General features: G+C 69.0%; 13 protein-coding genes. 9 read left to right on the top strand and 4 right to left on the bottom strand.

Going from position 1 to position 15,579, the window contains the following annotated elements; translation table 11 throughout:
* Positions 1–54 precede the first annotated feature (54 nt).
* A complete protein-coding gene (locus AC3A6X_RS27915; RefSeq protein ID WP_487845196.1) occupies positions 55–3,441 on the bottom strand; it encodes an ATP-binding protein in 3,387 nt (1,128 codons plus the stop codon).
* Positions 3,442–3,675: 234 nt separating this feature from the next.
* A complete protein-coding gene (locus AC3A6X_RS27920) occupies positions 3,676–4,584 on the bottom strand; it encodes a LysR substrate-binding domain-containing protein (protein ID WP_309959863.1) in 909 nt (302 codons plus the stop codon).
* Between the two features lie 106 nt (positions 4,585–4,690).
* On the opposite strand from AC3A6X_RS27920, the gene AC3A6X_RS27925 reads away from it, so the two are divergent.
* The 9 genes from AC3A6X_RS27925 (at position 4,691) to AC3A6X_RS27965 (ending at position 14,566) form a co-directional block, all read left to right on the top strand.
* Positions 4,691–5,575: a dioxygenase family protein gene (locus tag AC3A6X_RS27925; RefSeq protein WP_487845197.1), complete on the top strand. Its 885-nt coding sequence runs from the start codon at positions 4,691–4,693 to the stop codon at positions 5,573–5,575.
* Between the two features lie 40 nt (positions 5,576–5,615).
* Complete coding sequence (locus tag AC3A6X_RS27930; protein ID WP_487845198.1) at positions 5,616–6,422, top strand: citryl-CoA lyase; 807 nt, start codon at positions 5,616–5,618, stop codon at positions 6,420–6,422.
* Positions 6,419–7,555 (top strand): CaiB/BaiF CoA transferase family protein, encoded by a 1,137-nt coding sequence (locus AC3A6X_RS27935; protein ID WP_309959868.1) that lies wholly within the window; start codon positions 6,419–6,421, stop codon positions 7,553–7,555. Before AC3A6X_RS27930 ends, AC3A6X_RS27935 begins: the two co-directional genes overlap by 4 nt.
* 27 nt (positions 7,556–7,582) lie before the next feature.
* Positions 7,583–8,557, top strand: coding sequence for a Bug family tripartite tricarboxylate transporter substrate binding protein (locus AC3A6X_RS27940; RefSeq protein WP_487845199.1), 975 nt, complete (start codon positions 7,583–7,585; stop codon positions 8,555–8,557).
* 56 nt (positions 8,558–8,613) lie between these two features.
* A complete protein-coding gene (locus AC3A6X_RS27945) occupies positions 8,614–9,831 on the top strand; it encodes an amino acid ABC transporter substrate-binding protein (protein WP_487845200.1) in 1,218 nt (405 codons plus the stop codon).
* A gap of 84 nt (positions 9,832–9,915) precedes the next feature.
* Complete coding sequence (locus tag AC3A6X_RS27950; protein WP_309959874.1) at positions 9,916–10,782, top strand: branched-chain amino acid ABC transporter permease; 867 nt, start codon at positions 9,916–9,918, stop codon at positions 10,780–10,782.
* A gap of 150 nt (positions 10,783–10,932) precedes the next feature.
* Positions 10,933–12,825: a branched-chain amino acid ABC transporter ATP-binding protein/permease gene (locus AC3A6X_RS27955; RefSeq protein ID WP_487845201.1), complete on the top strand. Its 1,893-nt coding sequence runs from the start codon at positions 10,933–10,935 to the stop codon at positions 12,823–12,825.
* Positions 12,818–13,522 carry an ABC transporter ATP-binding protein gene (locus AC3A6X_RS27960; RefSeq protein WP_487845202.1) on the top strand — a complete coding sequence of 235 codons (705 nt, stop codon included), beginning with the start codon at positions 12,818–12,820 and terminating at the stop codon, positions 13,520–13,522. The genes AC3A6X_RS27955 and AC3A6X_RS27960 overlap by 8 nt, the downstream gene beginning before the upstream one ends.
* 18 nt (positions 13,523–13,540) lie before the next feature.
* Positions 13,541–14,566 (top strand): uroporphyrinogen decarboxylase family protein, encoded by a 1,026-nt coding sequence (locus AC3A6X_RS27965; protein ID WP_487845203.1) that lies wholly within the window; start codon positions 13,541–13,543, stop codon positions 14,564–14,566.
* Positions 14,567–14,639: 73 nt separating this feature from the next.
* On the opposite strand, the gene AC3A6X_RS27970 is transcribed toward AC3A6X_RS27965, so the two are convergent.
* On the bottom strand, positions 14,640–14,867 hold the full coding sequence (locus AC3A6X_RS27970) for a hypothetical protein (RefSeq protein WP_487845204.1): 228 nt from the start codon (positions 14,865–14,867) through the stop codon (positions 14,640–14,642).
* Between the two features lie 55 nt (positions 14,868–14,922).
* Complete coding sequence (locus AC3A6X_RS27975) at positions 14,923–15,420, bottom strand: hemerythrin domain-containing protein (RefSeq protein WP_487845205.1); 498 nt, start codon at positions 15,418–15,420, stop codon at positions 14,923–14,925.
* Positions 15,421–15,579: the final 159 nt, after the last annotated feature.

Consider the following 15,579-nt stretch of genomic DNA (forward strand, 5'->3'; position numbering starts at 1 on the left):
AGCTCGCTGCGTAAGCATTTGGAGCATGCGACCGAAGGAATATCAAGCCGATGCTCAACGCTCGGTCTTCGCCTGTCCCTTCTGCAGCGCGTCGAGTACGCCTTTCGCTTCGCGCAGCTCGCTGAAGCCGAAGCCTTCGGTAAACCACGCATAAGGCGGCTGCAGCACCTGCCGCGCCTCGGTGCCTTTGCCCTGGCGCTGCCAGAGCGCCGCCAGATCGCGGGCCGTGCGCAAGGCAAAGAGCTTGAGGCCGCGTGCCTCGGCAATGGCGATAGCCTCGCGGTACCGTGCCTCGGCCCCAGCGTCGTCTCGGTCGCCCTCCAGCAGGCGGCCGGCGAGCCGCAGCAGTTCGCTTTCGTAAAAGCGCTCGTCTGTCTCGGCCTGGGCGGCCTGCGCTTCGGCGAGGTAGCGCCTGGCCTCTTCGCTTCGGCCGACCCGCAAGAGCGCATCGGCCGCCTGGGCGCCGTACTGCGAACACTGCTGCTTGCCGCCGGCGGATACCCAGAGCTCGTAGCCCTTGCGCAGAAGGGCGATGCCGGGCTCGACATCGCCCAGCGCGATGCCGGCCCGGCCCAGGAACATCCAGGCGTTGGCGACGCGCGTCTGGATGCCGAAGCGTTCCGACAACGCCAGCATCTGCTTCGCTTCCTCAGCCGCCTGGGCATGCTCGCCTTTCGACAGCAGGGCCCTGATCGACGCCTGCTTCGCCATGGCGATGGTGGGCGGGTGGGCCCTGGCTTCGGCGATGCGCACAGCCTCGGCCGCGAGGGCCTCGGCCTGCTCCAGGTAGCCCTGCATGCCACGCACGCGCATGCTGATGGCGCGGATCATGATGGCCGGGTCGGCGCCCGCGACGGGGTGCTCGTGCGTGAGCTGCACGCTGTCGTCGAGCAGCCTCGCGTCTTCCAGGTGCTGCCACGCCTCGGCGATCTCGCCGCGCAGGTAGTGGGCGGCGCCGAGGACGATCGAGACGTTGATGCGCCACCGCGGCGCCAGCGCCGCCAGCTGCGCCGCCTCGATGCCGTGGATGCCGGCGATCAGCTCGCCGTTGCGCCCGGCCGAGTTCATCGACGGCGCGGAGCCGACCCAGGCGCTCACATAGTCCTCGACGCGCCCGAGCTCGCGCGCCAGCTCGCGTGCCTTGGCGTAGCTCTGGTCGGTGGCGCCCGAGCCGTAGCCCTCCGAGACGGTCAGCGCGTTGCCGAGCTTCAGGTGCAGGGCCAGTTCGAGCTCGCTGCGCGATGGGCCGGCGGGCAGGCGCGCGACGAGGGCGACCGCGGCCTTGTAGTGGATGCTGGCCTCGCGGCTGGCACAGCGTTGTTGCGCCAGGTCGCCGGCTGCGGTCCAGTAGCGTACGGCTTCGCTCACGTGGCCGGCTTCCTGGTGGTGCTGGGCCAGCAGCTCGGGATGGATGGCGACGGTCTGCGGCTCGTTGCGCTCCAGGGCGTGCGCGATCTGCGCATGCCGCAGCGCGCGCTGGCTGCGGACCATGCTGTTGTAAGCGGTGTCGCGGATCAGCGCATGCTTGAAGGCATAGCCCGCCTCGGCAGGCGTGCCGCGGCGGAACACGAGCTCGGCGCGCAGCAGCTCATCGAGCGCCTGCTCGAGCTGCGCGGCGAGGATCTGCATGACCTGGGCGAGCAGGGCGTGGCTGAACTCGCGCCCGATGGCGGCGGCCACCTGGGCGATCTCCTTGGCGGGCGCGAGCCGGTCGAGGCGCGCCATCAGCGAATCCTGCAGGGTCGAGGGGATCGCGAGCGTCTGCAGGGGGCCGTGCAGGCGGTAGCCGGCCGGGGTGTCCTCGACGAGCGCGGAGGCCAGCACGGTCTTGGTCAGCTCCTCGACGAAGAGCGGCACGCCGTCGGTCTTGCGGATGATCTCGTCGACCAGCTCCGCGGGCAGCGGCTTGCCGCCGGTGACGGTGTCGATCAGCGCGGCCGACTGGCGGTGGCTCAGGCGGTTCATCGTCAGCCGGGTCGAGTTGACGGGGTTGCCCCAGGAGGGCAGGTACTGCGGGCGGCAGGTCAGCAGCATCAGCACGCGGGCGTCGCGCAGGCCGTCGACGGCCAGGCCGATCCATTCCTCGGTGGTGGGGTCGATCCAGTGCGCGTCTTCGATGAGCACGAGCAGCGGCGCGCGCAACGAAAGGCCGCGCACGACGTCGATGGCGGCCTGCAAGGTGGCGGCCTTCTGCTGCTGCTGCGTCTGGCCGACCGGGGCGGGGCGGCCGCCGTCGGGCAGCGTCATCAGCCGGAGCAGGCAGCCCAGGGCTTCGGGCCCGAGCGCGACGCCGTGCTCGGCCAGGTACTGCTCGAAGCGCGCGGCGCGCTGGTCGGGCGCATCGGCCGGCGCGAGGTTCGCGGCGATCTCGATGCAGCGCACCAGCGGGTAGAGGGCGCTGTTGCTGTGGGAGGGCGAGCATTGCAGCACGATCGTCTCGCGTCCTTCGGCGGCGGTGCGTTCGCGCAGGGCCTGGGTGATGCGCGACTTGCCGATGCCCGGCTCGCCCGAGAGCAGCACGATCTGGCCCTCGCCCTCGCAGGCGGTGTTCCAGCGCTCGAGCAGCAGGGCCAGCTCGCTGTCGCGCCCGACCAGCTGCGACAGCTGCTGCGTGTGGATGGCCTCGAAGCGGCTGGCGGTGCGACGCTCGCGCAGCACCTGCCACGCCTGCACCGGCGCCTCGAAGCCCTTGAGCGCGAGCCCGCCGAGGGCCTCGAGCTCGAACTCTTCGCCGAGGAGCTGGCGCGTGCGGTCGGCGATGACGATGCAGTCGGGCGCGGCCTGGGCCTGAAGGCGGGCGGCCAGGCTGGGGGTTTCGCCGCTCGCGCTGAGCTCGGCGGCCGGCGTGCCCGATCCTATCTGCCCGACGACGACGAGGCCGGTCGCGATGCCGATGCGGGTGTGCAGGGTGTGCTGGCCGTTTGTCGCGAGCCGGCCGATGGCGGCGATGACCTCCAGGGCGGCGTGGATGGCGCGCGCTGCATCGTCCTCGTTGGCGTGCGGGTAGCCGAAGTAGACGAGCACGCCGTCGCCGAGCAGTTGGGCGACGTAGCCGTCGTGCGCCGCCACGGCGGCGGTCACCGCGGCGTGGTAGTCGCCGATGACGGCGCGCAGGTCCTCGGGGTCGAGCAGGGCGGCGAGCTCGGTGGAGCCGACGAGGTCGCAGAACATCACGGTGAGTTGCCGGCGCTCGGCGACTTGCGATGTTGCGGGCGAGCTCGGGGCGGGTGGGGCGATGGGGCTGATGTCAGGAGCTTCCTGATGGCCCTGCGCGATCACGTGCAGGATGCGCTTGCGATCGCCCAGCGCCGAGATACCGATCTCTTTCAGGTCCGCGTCGGTGAGCTCAGGCAGGACGTCCAGCTCGATGCGCTGCGCCTCGAACATCGGGGCATAGTGCTCCATGCCGATCTCGGCAAGCCACTGGAGCATGGTCTTCATCATTCGCTACCTGTCGACGGCCGTTCGATGGGCGCGCGGCGATGGGGCTCGGCATGCACGCATCGTCCGGTTGGGTGTCGCGTTGGGGAAGCGCTTGCGAGGATACGCCCGCACCTCAGATCGCGCAGCTTCTTTTCAGGCCAGGTTCGAGCGCGGGCAACTGCTTGAAGCAGCTCGATATTCACTGGAAACGGCATATTTACTGCGCAGTGAATATTCGCTGTGCAGTGAATTTCAGCCAGGCCCTTCCCGCCGCAAGCTGTTGCTCAACGCCGTCTTCCGCAAGATCACCGCAAACGACTGCACCGCCGCCGGCTTGCTCTCCCCCAGCCTCCACAAGATTCCCGGTGTCCGCACCGGCGTCGGGCTCTCCAGCGGGATCACCTTCAGCCCCGCCATCGCCTCCGGCACGGCGTTGATGGCCACGATCGAGCCGATCATGGTGCGGGCCACCAGCGCCAGCATCGGTGCCACGGTCGACATCTCGGCCACGACGGTCGGCTCGGCGCCGCAGGCGTGGAAGCACTCGTCGAGCATGGTGCGGGTCGAGAAGCTGGACGAGACGAGCACCAGGTCCTGCCGGTGCAGTTCCACCATGCGGATGCGCTTGCGGCCGGCCAGGGGGTGGCCCGTGGAGACGACCAGCACCATCTCCTCGTTGTAGAGCGGCTCGAACCACAGGCCGGTCGGGTCCTGCGGGCGGTAGGAGATGCCCAGATCCAGCTCGCCGGCCGCCAGCCGCGCGGCAATGACCTCGGCCGCCAGCTCTTCGACGCTGATGCGCACGGTGGGGTGGCGCGCCAGGAACTGCGCCACGCACTCCGGGATGAGGCCGATGTTGAAGGTGTGGGTGGCGCCGATGCGCACCTTGCCCGTGAGGTTGCCGGCGCCGGGCTTGAGCAGCGCCACGCCCTGGTCGACCTCCTTCAGGGCGCGGGAGGCGAAGCCGCGCAGCAGCTCGCCGGCCTCGGTGGTCACGACCTTCTTGCCGATGCGCTCGAAGAGGGGCTGGCCGAGCTCGTCTTCGAGCTGCTTGATCTGGTGCGAGAGGGTCGACTGGGTCACATGCACGCGCTCGGCGGCGCGCGTGAAGCTCAGGCAATCGGCCAGTGCGACGAAGTAGCGCAGATGCCTCATCTCCATACAAACCCCTGCAAATGATCGATGCCATCGATGATATCGATGGAAATTCATCATTTGTCGCCGTGTCTTTCGAGGCCTATCGTCCGGCCAGAACAGGAGACAAGTCATGGCGGACTACAACCAGGACAGCATCACGCAGGACGTGCTCGACGCCTTCGCGAAGACGCCCGACCCGCGCCTGCGCCAGCTCATGACCGCGCTGGTGAAGCACATGCACGCCTTCGCGCGCGAGGTCGACCTGAAGCCCGAGGAGTGGCTCGCGGCGATGAAGTTTCTCGAGGCGACGGGGCAGATCTCGACCGACAAGCGGCCGGAGTTCATCCTGCTGTCCGACACGCTGGGCCTGTCGATGATGGTGGTGGCGCTGGACCAGGCGCGCGCCGGCGGCGGGGCCAAGGGCGCGACCGAGGCGACGGAGGCCACGGTGGAAGGCCCGTTCTACTGGGCCGGCGCGCCGGACATGCCGCTGGGCGCCGACATCCGCGGGAGCGCACGCGGCGAGCCGACCTTCTACATGGGCCGCGTGACCGATGTGCACGGCAAGCCGCTGGAAGGCGCCCTGCTCGACGTGTGGTCGGGGGACGGCGAAGGCAAGTACGACGTGCAGCTGAGCACCGAGCCGACGATGGCGGCGCGCGGGCGCTTCCGCACCGATGCGCAGGGGCGCTACTGGTTCTGGTCGATCCGGCCGGCGTACTACCCGATCCCCGACGACGGGCCGGTGGGGCAGATGATGCATGCCACCGAGCGCAGCATCTACCGGCCGGGCCACATCCACCTGCAGGTCTCGGCACCGGGGCATGTGACGTTGACCACGCAGGTCTTCGTCGGCGGCAGCCCGTACATCGACCAGGACGCCGTGTTCGGCAAGCGCGACAGCCTGGTGGTGGACTTCGAGAAGCACGCGCCGGGCAAGGCGGTGGACGGGCGCGAGATGCGCGAGCCGTACTACTCGGCGAGCTTCGACGTGCGGCTCGCGCCGGCGGCCTGAATCCCTCTTTTCTTTCTCTTCTCTCTTTGCAAGGACCCTCATGAAGATCGGCAAGGCCACCGTGCCGCGCACGGCCATCTGCACCTCGGACGAGCACACGATCGTGATCCGCGGGCGCGACCTCTCGAAGGAGCTGATCGGCAAGATCTCCTTCGTCGACCACTTCTTCCTGCTGCTGACGGGGCAGATGCCGACGCCGGGGCAGGCCGCGGTGCTGAACGCGACGCTGGTGGCGATCGCCGAGCACGGGCTGGTGCCCAGCGTGCAGGCCGCGCGCATGACCTTCGCGGCGGCGCCCGATGCGATGCAGGGCGCGGTGGCGGCGGGCATCCTGGGCTGCGGCTCGGTGGTGCTGGGCTCGTCGGAGACGGCGGGGCGCATGTATGTCGAGATCGACGAGAAGATGCAGGCCGGCATGGCAATGGACGAGGCGTCGCTCGCGGTCATGAAGGCCTGGCGCGCGGCCGGGCGCTCGGTTCCCGGCTACGGCCATCCGCTGCACAAGGAACGCGACGCGCGCGTGGGTGCGCTGTTCGACGCGGCCAAGGCAGCCGGCACGAGCCTGCACTTCGTCGAGATCGCGGAAACCTGCGAGCGGCTCCTGCCCGAACTGCTGGGCAAGCCGCTCAAGCTCAACGTATCGGGCGCGATCCCCTCGGTGCTGCTGGGCGCCGGCTTCCCGGTCGAAGCGCTCAAGGGCATACCGATGCTCGCGCGCACCGCGGGGCTGATCGCGCACATGGTGGAAGAGATCCGCCAGCCGATCGGCTTCGCGCTCTCCTACCAGGCGACGCGCGAGATGGAATACGACGGCGACGTGCCGCCGGGCTTCGGGAAGCACGCATGATCCCTGTACTGCAAGGCCTTAAGGTCATCGAGCAGGGCACCTTCATCACGGGGCCGGCCGCCGGCATGCTGCTGGGCGACCTGGGGGCCGACGTGATCAAGGTGGAGCAGCCGGGCACGGGCGACCCCTTCCGCGCCTTCAAGAACGGGCTGTACAGCCCGCACTACCAGACCTACAACCGCAACAAGCGCAGCATCACGCTGGACACCAAGAGCAGCGAAGACCGCGAGGTGCTGGACGCGCTGATCGCCGATGCCGACGTGTACATCCAGAACTTCCGCCCCGGCGTGGCCGAGAAGCTGGGCGTGGGCGCGCAGCGACTGCAGGCGCTGAACCCGAAGCTGATCTACGTGGCGATCAGCGGCTTCGGCTCGACGGGCCCGGCCGCGAACAGGCCGGCCTACGACACGGTGGCGCAGGCGGCGAGCGGCTTTCTCAACCTGCTGGTGAATCCCGAGAACCCGCGCGTGGTGGGGCCGGCCATTGCCGATTCGCTGACCGGCTTTTACGCCGCCTACGGCGTGCTGGGCGCGCTGTACGAGCGCGGCCGCACGGGCGTCGGGCGCAAGGTCGAGGTGTCGATGCTGGAGGCGATGGCGCATTTCAACCTCGATGCCTTCACGCACTTCTTCCAGGTGGACGAGGTGATGGGCCCTTACAGCCGGCCGAGCGTGTCGCAGTCGTATGTGCTGCGCTGCGCGGACGACAAGTGGATCGCGCTGCACATGTCATCGCCGGAGAAGTTCTGGCGCGGGCTGGCGGTGGCGATCGAGCAGCCCGACATCTTCGAGGATGCGCGTTTCGCCACGCGCGATGCGCGCATCGAGAACCAGGAGGCGCTGATCGCGCTGCTGGGCACGCGCTTCGCCACGCAGACGCGCGACGAATGGTGCCGCCGCCTGCAGCGCGAGGACGTGCCCAACGCGCCGATGTACGACACCAGCGAGGCGCTGGAAGACCCGCAGGCCAAGCACCTGCAGTTGATGACCTCGGCCGAGCATCCGGTGATGGGGCTCTTTCGCACGGTGCGCTCGCCGGTGAGCTTCGACGGCGAGCGCGCGCTGCAGGTGCGGCCGCCGCCGATGCTGGGCGAGCACAACGACGAGATCCGCGCGGCACTGAAGCGCAAGTAGACAGACAAGCAAAACGGAGACAAGCGAATGACTTTCAGGACAACGATGCGCACCCTGCTCGCCGCAGGCGTGCTGCTCGCGGGCGCGGCGGCGCAGGCCCAGGCGCAAGACAAAGGGGGCCCGATCAGGATGGTGGTGCCCTTCGGCGCCGGCACCACCACCGACACGGTGGCGCGCGTGGTCGGCGAGGCGCTGGGCAAGGCGCTGCAGCAGCCGGTGATCGTCGACAACCGCGCGGGCGCGGGCGGCTCGACCGGCAGCGACATGGTCGCGAAGTCGGCGCCCGACGGCCGCACGCTGGTGATGGGCACGGTGGGCACGCACGCGATCAATGCCGCGCTCTTCAGCAAGCTGCCCTACGACCCGATGCGCGACTTCGCGCCGGTGGCCTTCGTCGGCTACACGCCGACGCTGCTGGTGGTGGCGGCGGATTCGCCGATCAAGTCGCTGAAGGACCTGGCGCAGGCGGCCGCCCGGCCGCAGGGCGTGACCTTCGCCTCGGCCGGCAACGGCACCTCGGGCCACCTGGCGGGCGAGCTGCTGGCGCAGCGGCTGGGCGGCAAGATGATCCACGTGCCCTTCAAGGAAGGCGCGATGGCGCTGACGGGCGTGATCGCCTCGCAGGTGGACTTCATGTTCTATCACCCGGCCGCGGTGATGCCGCAGATCAAGGCGGGCAAGCTGCGCGCGCTGGGCGCGAGCGGTGCGGTGCGCAGCGCGGCGGCGAGCGACGTGCCGACGCTGATGGAGCAGGGCATCGCCGACTTCGACCTGGTCGCATGGTTCATGTTGTACGCGCCCGTCGCCACGCCCGCGGCCACGCTGGCGCAACTGCGCACGGCCGGCGCCACCGCGCTCGCGCAGCCCGAGGTGATGGCCAAGCTGCGCGAGCAGGGCATCGAGTCGCGGCCGATGCGCGCGGTGGAGATGCAGCCCTTCAACAAGACCGAGCTCGCCAAATGGGCCGGGCTTGTTAAGCGCTCGGGGGCTCAAGTCGACTGAAAGGCTTTCGTTTTTTTGTTCGTTTCGCTCACAAGAATTGATAGGAGACAGGAACCATGAAGACGCAGCAGAACCTTCGAGGCATTGGGCGGCGCACCGCCGTGGGCGCCATCGCGCTGGCCGCGGCCGGCTTCGCGCTGGCACAGCAGCCGGCGGGGGCGCCGGTCCGCATCGGCAGCACGCTGGCACTGACCGGGCCGCTCTCGGCCACGGCGCAGATCCACAAGCTGGTGGGCGAGATCTACGTCGAGCAGCTCAACCAGCGCGGCGGCCTGCTGGGCCGGCCGGTGGAGTGGGTGGTGAAGGACGACCAGTCCAAGCCCGACCTGGCGCGCACGCTCTACGAGCAGCTGGTCACCGCCGACAAGGTCGACCTGCTGATGGGGCCCTACGCCACCGGCGCGATCCTCTCGGCCATGGGCGTGGCCCAGCGCTACAACAAGGTGCTGGTACACCACACGCTGGGCATTCCCTCGCTGGCGAAGTACGACATGCAGTTCCCGGCCTGGTCGATCGGCTCGGACCCGGCGACCACGGTGCCCAACACGCTCTTCGATGCGCTCGCGGCCTCGCCCAAGCCGCCGAAGACGGTGGCAGTGGTGACGAGCAAGTTCCCCTCGATCCAGTTCATGAGCGCCGGTGCGCGCGAGGTGATCAAGAAGCGCGGGCTGACCGAGGTGCTGTTCCTCGAATGGGACTTCGGCAACCGCGACTTCGGGCCGATCGCCAATCGCGTGAAGGATGCCAAGCCCGATTTCGTGTGGGTCGGCGCCATCGGGCTGGAGGGCAACCTGCTGCTCGATGCGATGAAGAAGATCGACTACTCGCCGCCGCAGCACTTCTACCTGTACCCGGCGCCGGGGCCGCTGCTCGCGTCGCCGGATGCGAAGAACGCGCTGTCGGCGACCATCTTCGAGGCGCAGCCGCCCTTTATCGCCAACAAGGGCGCGGCGGAGTTCGTGAAGATCTACAGCGAGCGCGCCGCCAAGGCCGGCTTCCCCGACACCTCGGTGGAGACGCAGGCCGCGGCTTCGTACACCGCGTGGCAGATCCTGGAAGCGGGCGTGGTCGCCACCAAGAGCCTGGACGACAAGGCCATCGGCACCTGGCTCAAGGCCAACAAGGTCGACACGCTGCAGGGCAAGCTGCGCTTCGACGGCACGGGCAACTTCGGCGATGACCTGATGCGCATCAAGCAGATCCAAGGGGGCAAGTGGGTGGTGGTGTGGCCGAAGGAAGTGACCTCCGGCGGTGCCAAGATGATCGTGCCTTGACATGAGCGCCGCACGGCCGCCCGAAGGCGCGAAGGCCCCCTCGGGGGGCAGCGCAGTACACGAAGTGACAAGCGTGGGGGCGCTATGAGCGGTTTCACGCTGCCCAGCATCTCGCTGCTGTCCCAGTCCATCCTCTCCGGCATTTTCGTCGGTGCGCTCTACGGATTGATGGGGCTGGGGCTCAGCCTCAGCTGGGGCCTGCTGCGCCTGATCAACCTGGCGCATTTCGCGTTCGCCTTCCTGGCGGCCTACCTCTGCTACCAGATGGCGACGATGGGCATGGACCCGCTGCTGACGCTCTTGGTCATCGTGCCGCTGTTCTTCGCGCTCGGCGCGGGGCTGCACTGGGTGATGGCGCGCTTTGCGGTGACGCCCTTCAACTCGCTGCTGCTGACCTTCGGGCTGACGGGCATCGCGGAGAGCGTGATGCAGTCGATCTGGACGGCGGACTTTCGCAAGCTCGAGTCGCACTACGGGGAGCAGAAGTTCAAGCTCGCTGGCTTGTACATCCCGGTGCCCGAGCTGATCACGCTGGTGATCGCGGTGGCGCTCGCCTTCGCGGTGTGGGGCGTGCTGCGCTACACCGACCTGGGCCGGGCGCTGCGCGCTGCCGCGCAGGACGGGCCGGTGGCCTCGGCCTTCGGCGTCAACGAGAAGGCGCTGGGGCTGCTGCTGGCCGGCACCTGCGCGGCGCTCGCGAGCATCGCGGGCGTGTGCCTGGCGCTGAGCTTCACGCTCACGCCTTCGCAGATGTACGCCTGGATCGGGGTGGTGTTCGCGGCGGTGATGCTGGGCGGGCTGGGCAGCGCGCTCGGGCCGCTGGTCGCGGGGGTGCTGATCGGCGTGAGCGAGGCGGTGACGATGGCGGTGACGGCGCCTTCGTGGGCGCCGATCGTGTCGTTCACGCTGTTGATCCTGATTCTTCTGTTCAGGCCGGGAAAGAGTGCGTAGATGAAGCCGCAAAGCATCGGACTTGGTCCCCTCTCCCTCTGGGAGAGGGTGAGGGTGAGGGCACGCGGCGTATCAAGCGGCACAGACCCATCCACCGCCCGGCGCCCTCACCCCAGCCCTCTCCCGGAGGGAGAGGGAGCAAGAGGGGCCATGCGCGCGGTCGCATCGCCGCCGCCCCGCAGGAAGCTGACCCCCCTCCTGATCCTCGGCGCCGGCGTGCTGCTCGCCTTCGTGCCCCAGCTCGGCCTCCCGGCCTTCTACGACTCCCTGCTCTACCTGATGCTGCACTGGGTGGTGCTCGCCACCTCGTGGAACATCCTCTCCGGCTACTCGGGCTACTTCTCCTTCGGCCACGGCGCCTTCTTCGGCGCCGGCATCTACACCAGCGCCAACCTGATGGCCCGCTACGACTGGCCCTTCCTCTGGACGCTGCCCGCCGCGGCCCTGGTCGCGATGGTGCTGGGCGTGGCGCTGGGCGCGATCGTGTTCCGCGTGAAGGGCGTGCGCGGCGAGCTGTTCGCGCTCTTGACGCTGGCGATCACCTTCGTGATCGGCACCATCGTGGTCAACACGCCGCTGGACGGCGGCAACGGCGTCTCGCTGGCGGCGGTGGCGGTGCCGAAGATCGGGCCCACGGCCTCGTCGACCTTCTACCTGCTGGCGCTGGCCGCGGCGGTGGCGACGCTGCTGATCGCCTGGGGCATCCAGGTGTCGAAGTTCGGCGCCGGGCTGTTCGCGATCCACGACGACGAGGAAGCGGCCGAGGTGCTGGGCGTGCCCACCTACCGCTACAAGCTGATGGCGCTGGCGGTGTCCTGCGGGCTGGCGGGTGTGGCGGGGGGCATCCACGCGCTCTTCCTGTCGTACGTGACGGCGGGCGAGGTGTTCACGATCACGGTGCCGCTGACGGTGGTGCTGATGAGCGTGCTCGGCGGCACGCGCCACTGGGCCGGGCCTGCCATCGGCGCGGTGGCGATCACGGGGCTGCTCTACAGCTTTACCGCGGCGGACCATGCGGTGGCGGGCAAGGCGCTGATCGGGGTGATCCTGATCGCGGCGATTCTTTTCATGCCCGACGGCATCCTCGAGCGGGTGAAGCGGCTGTGGCGCCGTGCGCGGGTCGGCCCTGCCTTGCGCCCTCTCCCTCTGGGAGAGGGCGGGGGTGAGGGCGCCGGGCGCTTGCAGAGGTCCGGCGACGGGACAGGCCCGGTGCCCTCACCCCAACCCTCTCCCGGAGGGAGAGGGAGCAAGTCATCGGCGTGCGCTGAAGCGGGCGGGCCTGCGCCGGTGGTGACGAGCGCGGGTGCGCAAGGCGAAGTGCTGCTGCGCGTGAAGGGATTGAGCAAGTCCTTCAAGGGCGTGCGTGCGCTGGCCGGGGTGGACGTCGAGGTGCGGCGCGGCGAGATCCTCGGCCTGCTGGGGCCGAACGGCTCGGGCAAGTCCACGTTCATCAATGTCGTCAGCGGCCATTACACGCCCACCAGCGGGCACATCGAGTTCGAGGGCCGCAGCCTCAACGGCCTGCCGGCGCACCGCATCGCGGGCAGCGGCATTGCGCGCACCTACCAGATCCCGCGGCCGTTCGCGCACCTGAGCGTGCTGCAGAACGTGGCGATTGCCACCATGTTCGGCGGCGCAGTGCGCGACCCCTCGGACGCGCAGCGGCAGGCGATGCGCTGGCTGGAATTCACCGGCCTGGAGGCGAAGCGCGATGCAAGGCCCGAAGACCTGAATCTGCACCAGCGCAAGTTCCTGGAGCTGGCGCGCGCGCTGGCCTCGCGCCCGCGCTTGGTGCTGCTGGACGAGGTGCTGTGCGGGCTGACGCCCGGCGAGATCGACGATGCGGTGGCGCTGATCCGGCGCATCCGTGAGCAAGGCTCCACCATCGTCTTCGTCGAGCACGTGATGCGCGCGGTGATGGCGCTGACCGACCGCATCGTGGTCTTCAACCACGGCGAGCTGCTGGCCGAGGGCACGGCGCGCGACGTGATGCAGCGGCCCGAGGTGATGAGCGCCTATCTTGGAAAGGTCGCCCATGCTTGAAGTGCGCGATCTTCAAGTGGCCTACGGCGCGGCGAACGCGCTGTGGGGGGTGTCGCTGGAGCTGCGGCGCGGCGAGCTGCTGTGCGTGGTCGGGCCCAACGGCGCCGGCAAGACCACGCTGATCGCCACGCTGGCCGGCATGCTGCGCGCGCGCGGCGGGCGCATCGTGTTCGACGGCAAGGACATCACGCGGCTGCCGGCGCATCGCTTCTGCGCGGCCGGCATCGCGCTGGTGCCGGAGGGCCGGCGGCTCTTCACCGGCATGACGGTGCAGGAGAACCTCGAGCTCGGCAGCCTGCTGCCGCAAGCCAAGGCGCAGCGGCAGCAGACGATGGCGCAGGTGCTCGAGCTGTTTCCGGCGCTGAAGGAGAAGCTCGCGAGCCCGGCCGGCGAGCTCTCGGGCGGGCAGCAGCAGATGGTGGCGATCGCCCGCGCGCTGATGGCGCGGCCCCGCCTGCTGCTGCTGGACGAGCCTTCGCTGGGCCTGTCGCCGCGCATCGTGGGTGACATGTTCGCGGCCATCCGGCGCATCAACGCCGACGGCGTGTCGGTGCTGCTGGTGGAGCAGAACGTCGCGATGGCAATGGAGGTGTCGCAGCGCGCCTATGTGCTGGAGGAGGGCCGCATGGTGGCCGAGGGCCTGCCGCAGGAGCTGCTGGCGCGGCCGGAGATCCAGCGCGTGTACCTCGGCGTCTGATTTTGTATGGAGAAGCCCATGTTGTTCCCCACCACGATCGTCGGCAGTTTTCCGCAGCCCGAGTGGCTGATCGACCGCGCCAAGCTGGCGGGCCGCTTCCCGCCGCGGGTGCGGGCGCGCGAGCTGTGGCGCATTCCGCCGCAATACCTGGAGGAGGCGCAGAACGACGCGACACTGATGGCGATTCGGGCGCAGGAAGAGGCCGGACTGGACATCGTGAGCGACGGCGAGATCCGGCGCGAGAGCTATTCGAACCGCTTCGCGACCGCGCTCGACGGCGTGGACCTGGACAACCCCGGAACGGCGCTGGACCGCTCGGGGCATCCGAACCCGGTGCCGCGCATCGTCGGGCGCATCCGGCGGCGGCATCCGGTGGAGGTGGAGGACCTGAAGTTCCTGCGCGCCCACACCGACCGGCAGGTGAAGATCACCGTGCCCGGCCCCTTCACCATGCTGCAGCAGGCGCAGAACGATTTCTACAAGACCGAGGAAGAGGCGGCGATGGACTATGCCGAGGCGGTGAACGCGGAGATCCGCGACCTGTTCGCGGCCGGTGCCGACGTGGTGCAGATCGACGAGCCCTACATGCAGGCGCGGCCCGAGAAGGCGCGGCAGTACGGGCTGGCGGCGCTGAACCGTGCGCTCGAGGGCATCACCGGCACGACGGCAGTGCATATCTGCTTCGGCTACGCGGCGATCATTCATGAGCGGCCGAGCGGATATTCCTTTCTGCCCGAGCTGGCGCAGTGCAGCTGCCGGCAGGTGTCGGTGGAGACGGCGCAATCGCACCTGGACTGCTCGGCACTGGCCGCGCTGGACGGCAAGCGGGTGATGGTGGGCTGCATCGACCTGTCGACGCCGGAGGTGGAGTCGGTCGGCACCATCGTCGAGCGCATCCGGCGCGCGCTGCCTTACGTGAAGGCGGAGAACGTGATCCTGGCGCCGGACTGCGGCATGAAGTATCTGCCGCGCGAGGCGGCGATTGGCAAGCTGCGGGCGATGGTCGCGGCGGCCCGGGTGCTGCGCGAGGAGCACGCAGCGTAGGCGCCCGCACGCGGGCCGGACTCGCTCCCTCTCGCGGCGCGAGCGATCCACCAGGACCCGGGGCCTGTAGTTCTCAGGATTCCGTCTTGAACAACCCGCGGATGTTGAGCACCGCAAGACAAAGCTGCAGGGCAATCAATGCCCACGCGCCGGCAGGAATCCCCCACGCAACCCAGAGAACGTTGCTGAGCAGAAAGATCCAGAAGCCCGCGTTGCGCCGTGCGCGGACGTTCGACGCCACGAGATAGGCCGCCGCGACCGAAGCCGCGAACGCAGGCCATTGGATCCAGTCGAGTGGCATGCCGATATGCTCGCCTGCGCGATCAGCCCACGGCAGCATGCCCGCGGAGAGAGGGTCAGGCGGCCGCTCCGGTGAGCTCGCCCATCAGCTCTTCCTTGCGAGTCTCCAGCTGCTCGCGCATGCCGACCAGATCGAGTCCCCGGGCCGCGCGCGCCTTGACGAAGATCTCGTTGCGTTCTTCCTTCACGTGGTGGTCGATGTACTCGCCGAGCACGGTGACCTTGGCGTCGAACTTGTCGTCGACCTCGGCCGCGTCCTGGATCTGCGCGATCAGGTCCTTGGCGCTCGCGTGCTCGACCTCGGCTTCGTCGAGCAGGTCGGTGTCCTTGATGGCCTCTCGCAGGGCGGGATAGAAGATCTCTTCCTCGATCTGCGCATGCACGGTCAGCTCCATGCAGATCTGGTTGGCGAGGTCGCGCTTCTTCTGGGACGCACTGGCCGCCTTCGAACTGGTCAGCGTCTCGTACTCCTTGAACATCTTCTTGACGTTGCGATGGTCGGTGTCGAGCAGGCTGCAGGCGTCGGGCTCTGCGCGTTTGGTGGTGGTGGGCATCTTGGGCTCCAGTGGTGGTCGGGTGGTTGCGGGGAAGCACAGCTTGTGATGACGCGATCTGGACTCGCGTAGGAGCGCGCCGCGGGAGAAATATCGGCAAAGCGGAAGCGGCAGGAACGCATGGCTTTGCCGCCAGCTCACGTAGCGCGAGGCGCCGGT

The sequence above is a fragment of the Variovorax sp. Soil_C_12 genome (genome assembly GCF_057657375.1).

What these genes read in the sequence shown, in the direction of transcription:
- AC3A6X_RS27945 (WP_487845200.1), top strand. Translation starts at nt 8,614, where the DNA reads ATGAAGACGCAGCAGAACCTTCGAGGCATTGGGCGGCGCACCGCCGTG.
- AC3A6X_RS27970 (WP_487845204.1), bottom strand. Translation starts at nt 14,867, where the DNA reads ATGCCACTCGACTGGATCCAATGGCCTGCGTTCGCGGCTTCGGTCGCG.
- AC3A6X_RS27965 (WP_487845203.1), top strand. Translation starts at nt 13,541, where the DNA reads ATGTTGTTCCCCACCACGATCGTCGGCAGTTTTCCGCAGCCCGAGTGG.
- AC3A6X_RS27960 (WP_487845202.1), top strand. Translation starts at nt 12,818, where the DNA reads ATGCTTGAAGTGCGCGATCTTCAAGTGGCCTACGGCGCGGCGAACGCG.
- AC3A6X_RS27975 (WP_487845205.1), bottom strand. Translation starts at nt 15,420, where the DNA reads ATGCCCACCACCACCAAACGCGCAGAGCCCGACGCCTGCAGCCTGCTC.
- AC3A6X_RS27950 (WP_309959874.1), top strand. Translation starts at nt 9,916, where the DNA reads ATGAGCGGTTTCACGCTGCCCAGCATCTCGCTGCTGTCCCAGTCCATC.
- AC3A6X_RS27935 (WP_309959868.1), top strand. Translation starts at nt 6,419, where the DNA reads ATGATCCCTGTACTGCAAGGCCTTAAGGTCATCGAGCAGGGCACCTTC.
- AC3A6X_RS27940 (WP_487845199.1), top strand. Translation starts at nt 7,583, where the DNA reads ATGACTTTCAGGACAACGATGCGCACCCTGCTCGCCGCAGGCGTGCTG.
- AC3A6X_RS27925 (WP_487845197.1), top strand. Translation starts at nt 4,691, where the DNA reads ATGGCGGACTACAACCAGGACAGCATCACGCAGGACGTGCTCGACGCC.
- AC3A6X_RS27955 (WP_487845201.1), top strand. Translation starts at nt 10,933, where the DNA reads ATGCGCGCGGTCGCATCGCCGCCGCCCCGCAGGAAGCTGACCCCCCTC.
- AC3A6X_RS27920 (WP_309959863.1), bottom strand. Translation starts at nt 4,584, where the DNA reads ATGGAGATGAGGCATCTGCGCTACTTCGTCGCACTGGCCGATTGCCTG.
- AC3A6X_RS27915 (WP_487845196.1), bottom strand. Translation starts at nt 3,441, where the DNA reads ATGAAGACCATGCTCCAGTGGCTTGCCGAGATCGGCATGGAGCACTAT.
- AC3A6X_RS27930 (WP_487845198.1), top strand. Translation starts at nt 5,616, where the DNA reads ATGAAGATCGGCAAGGCCACCGTGCCGCGCACGGCCATCTGCACCTCG.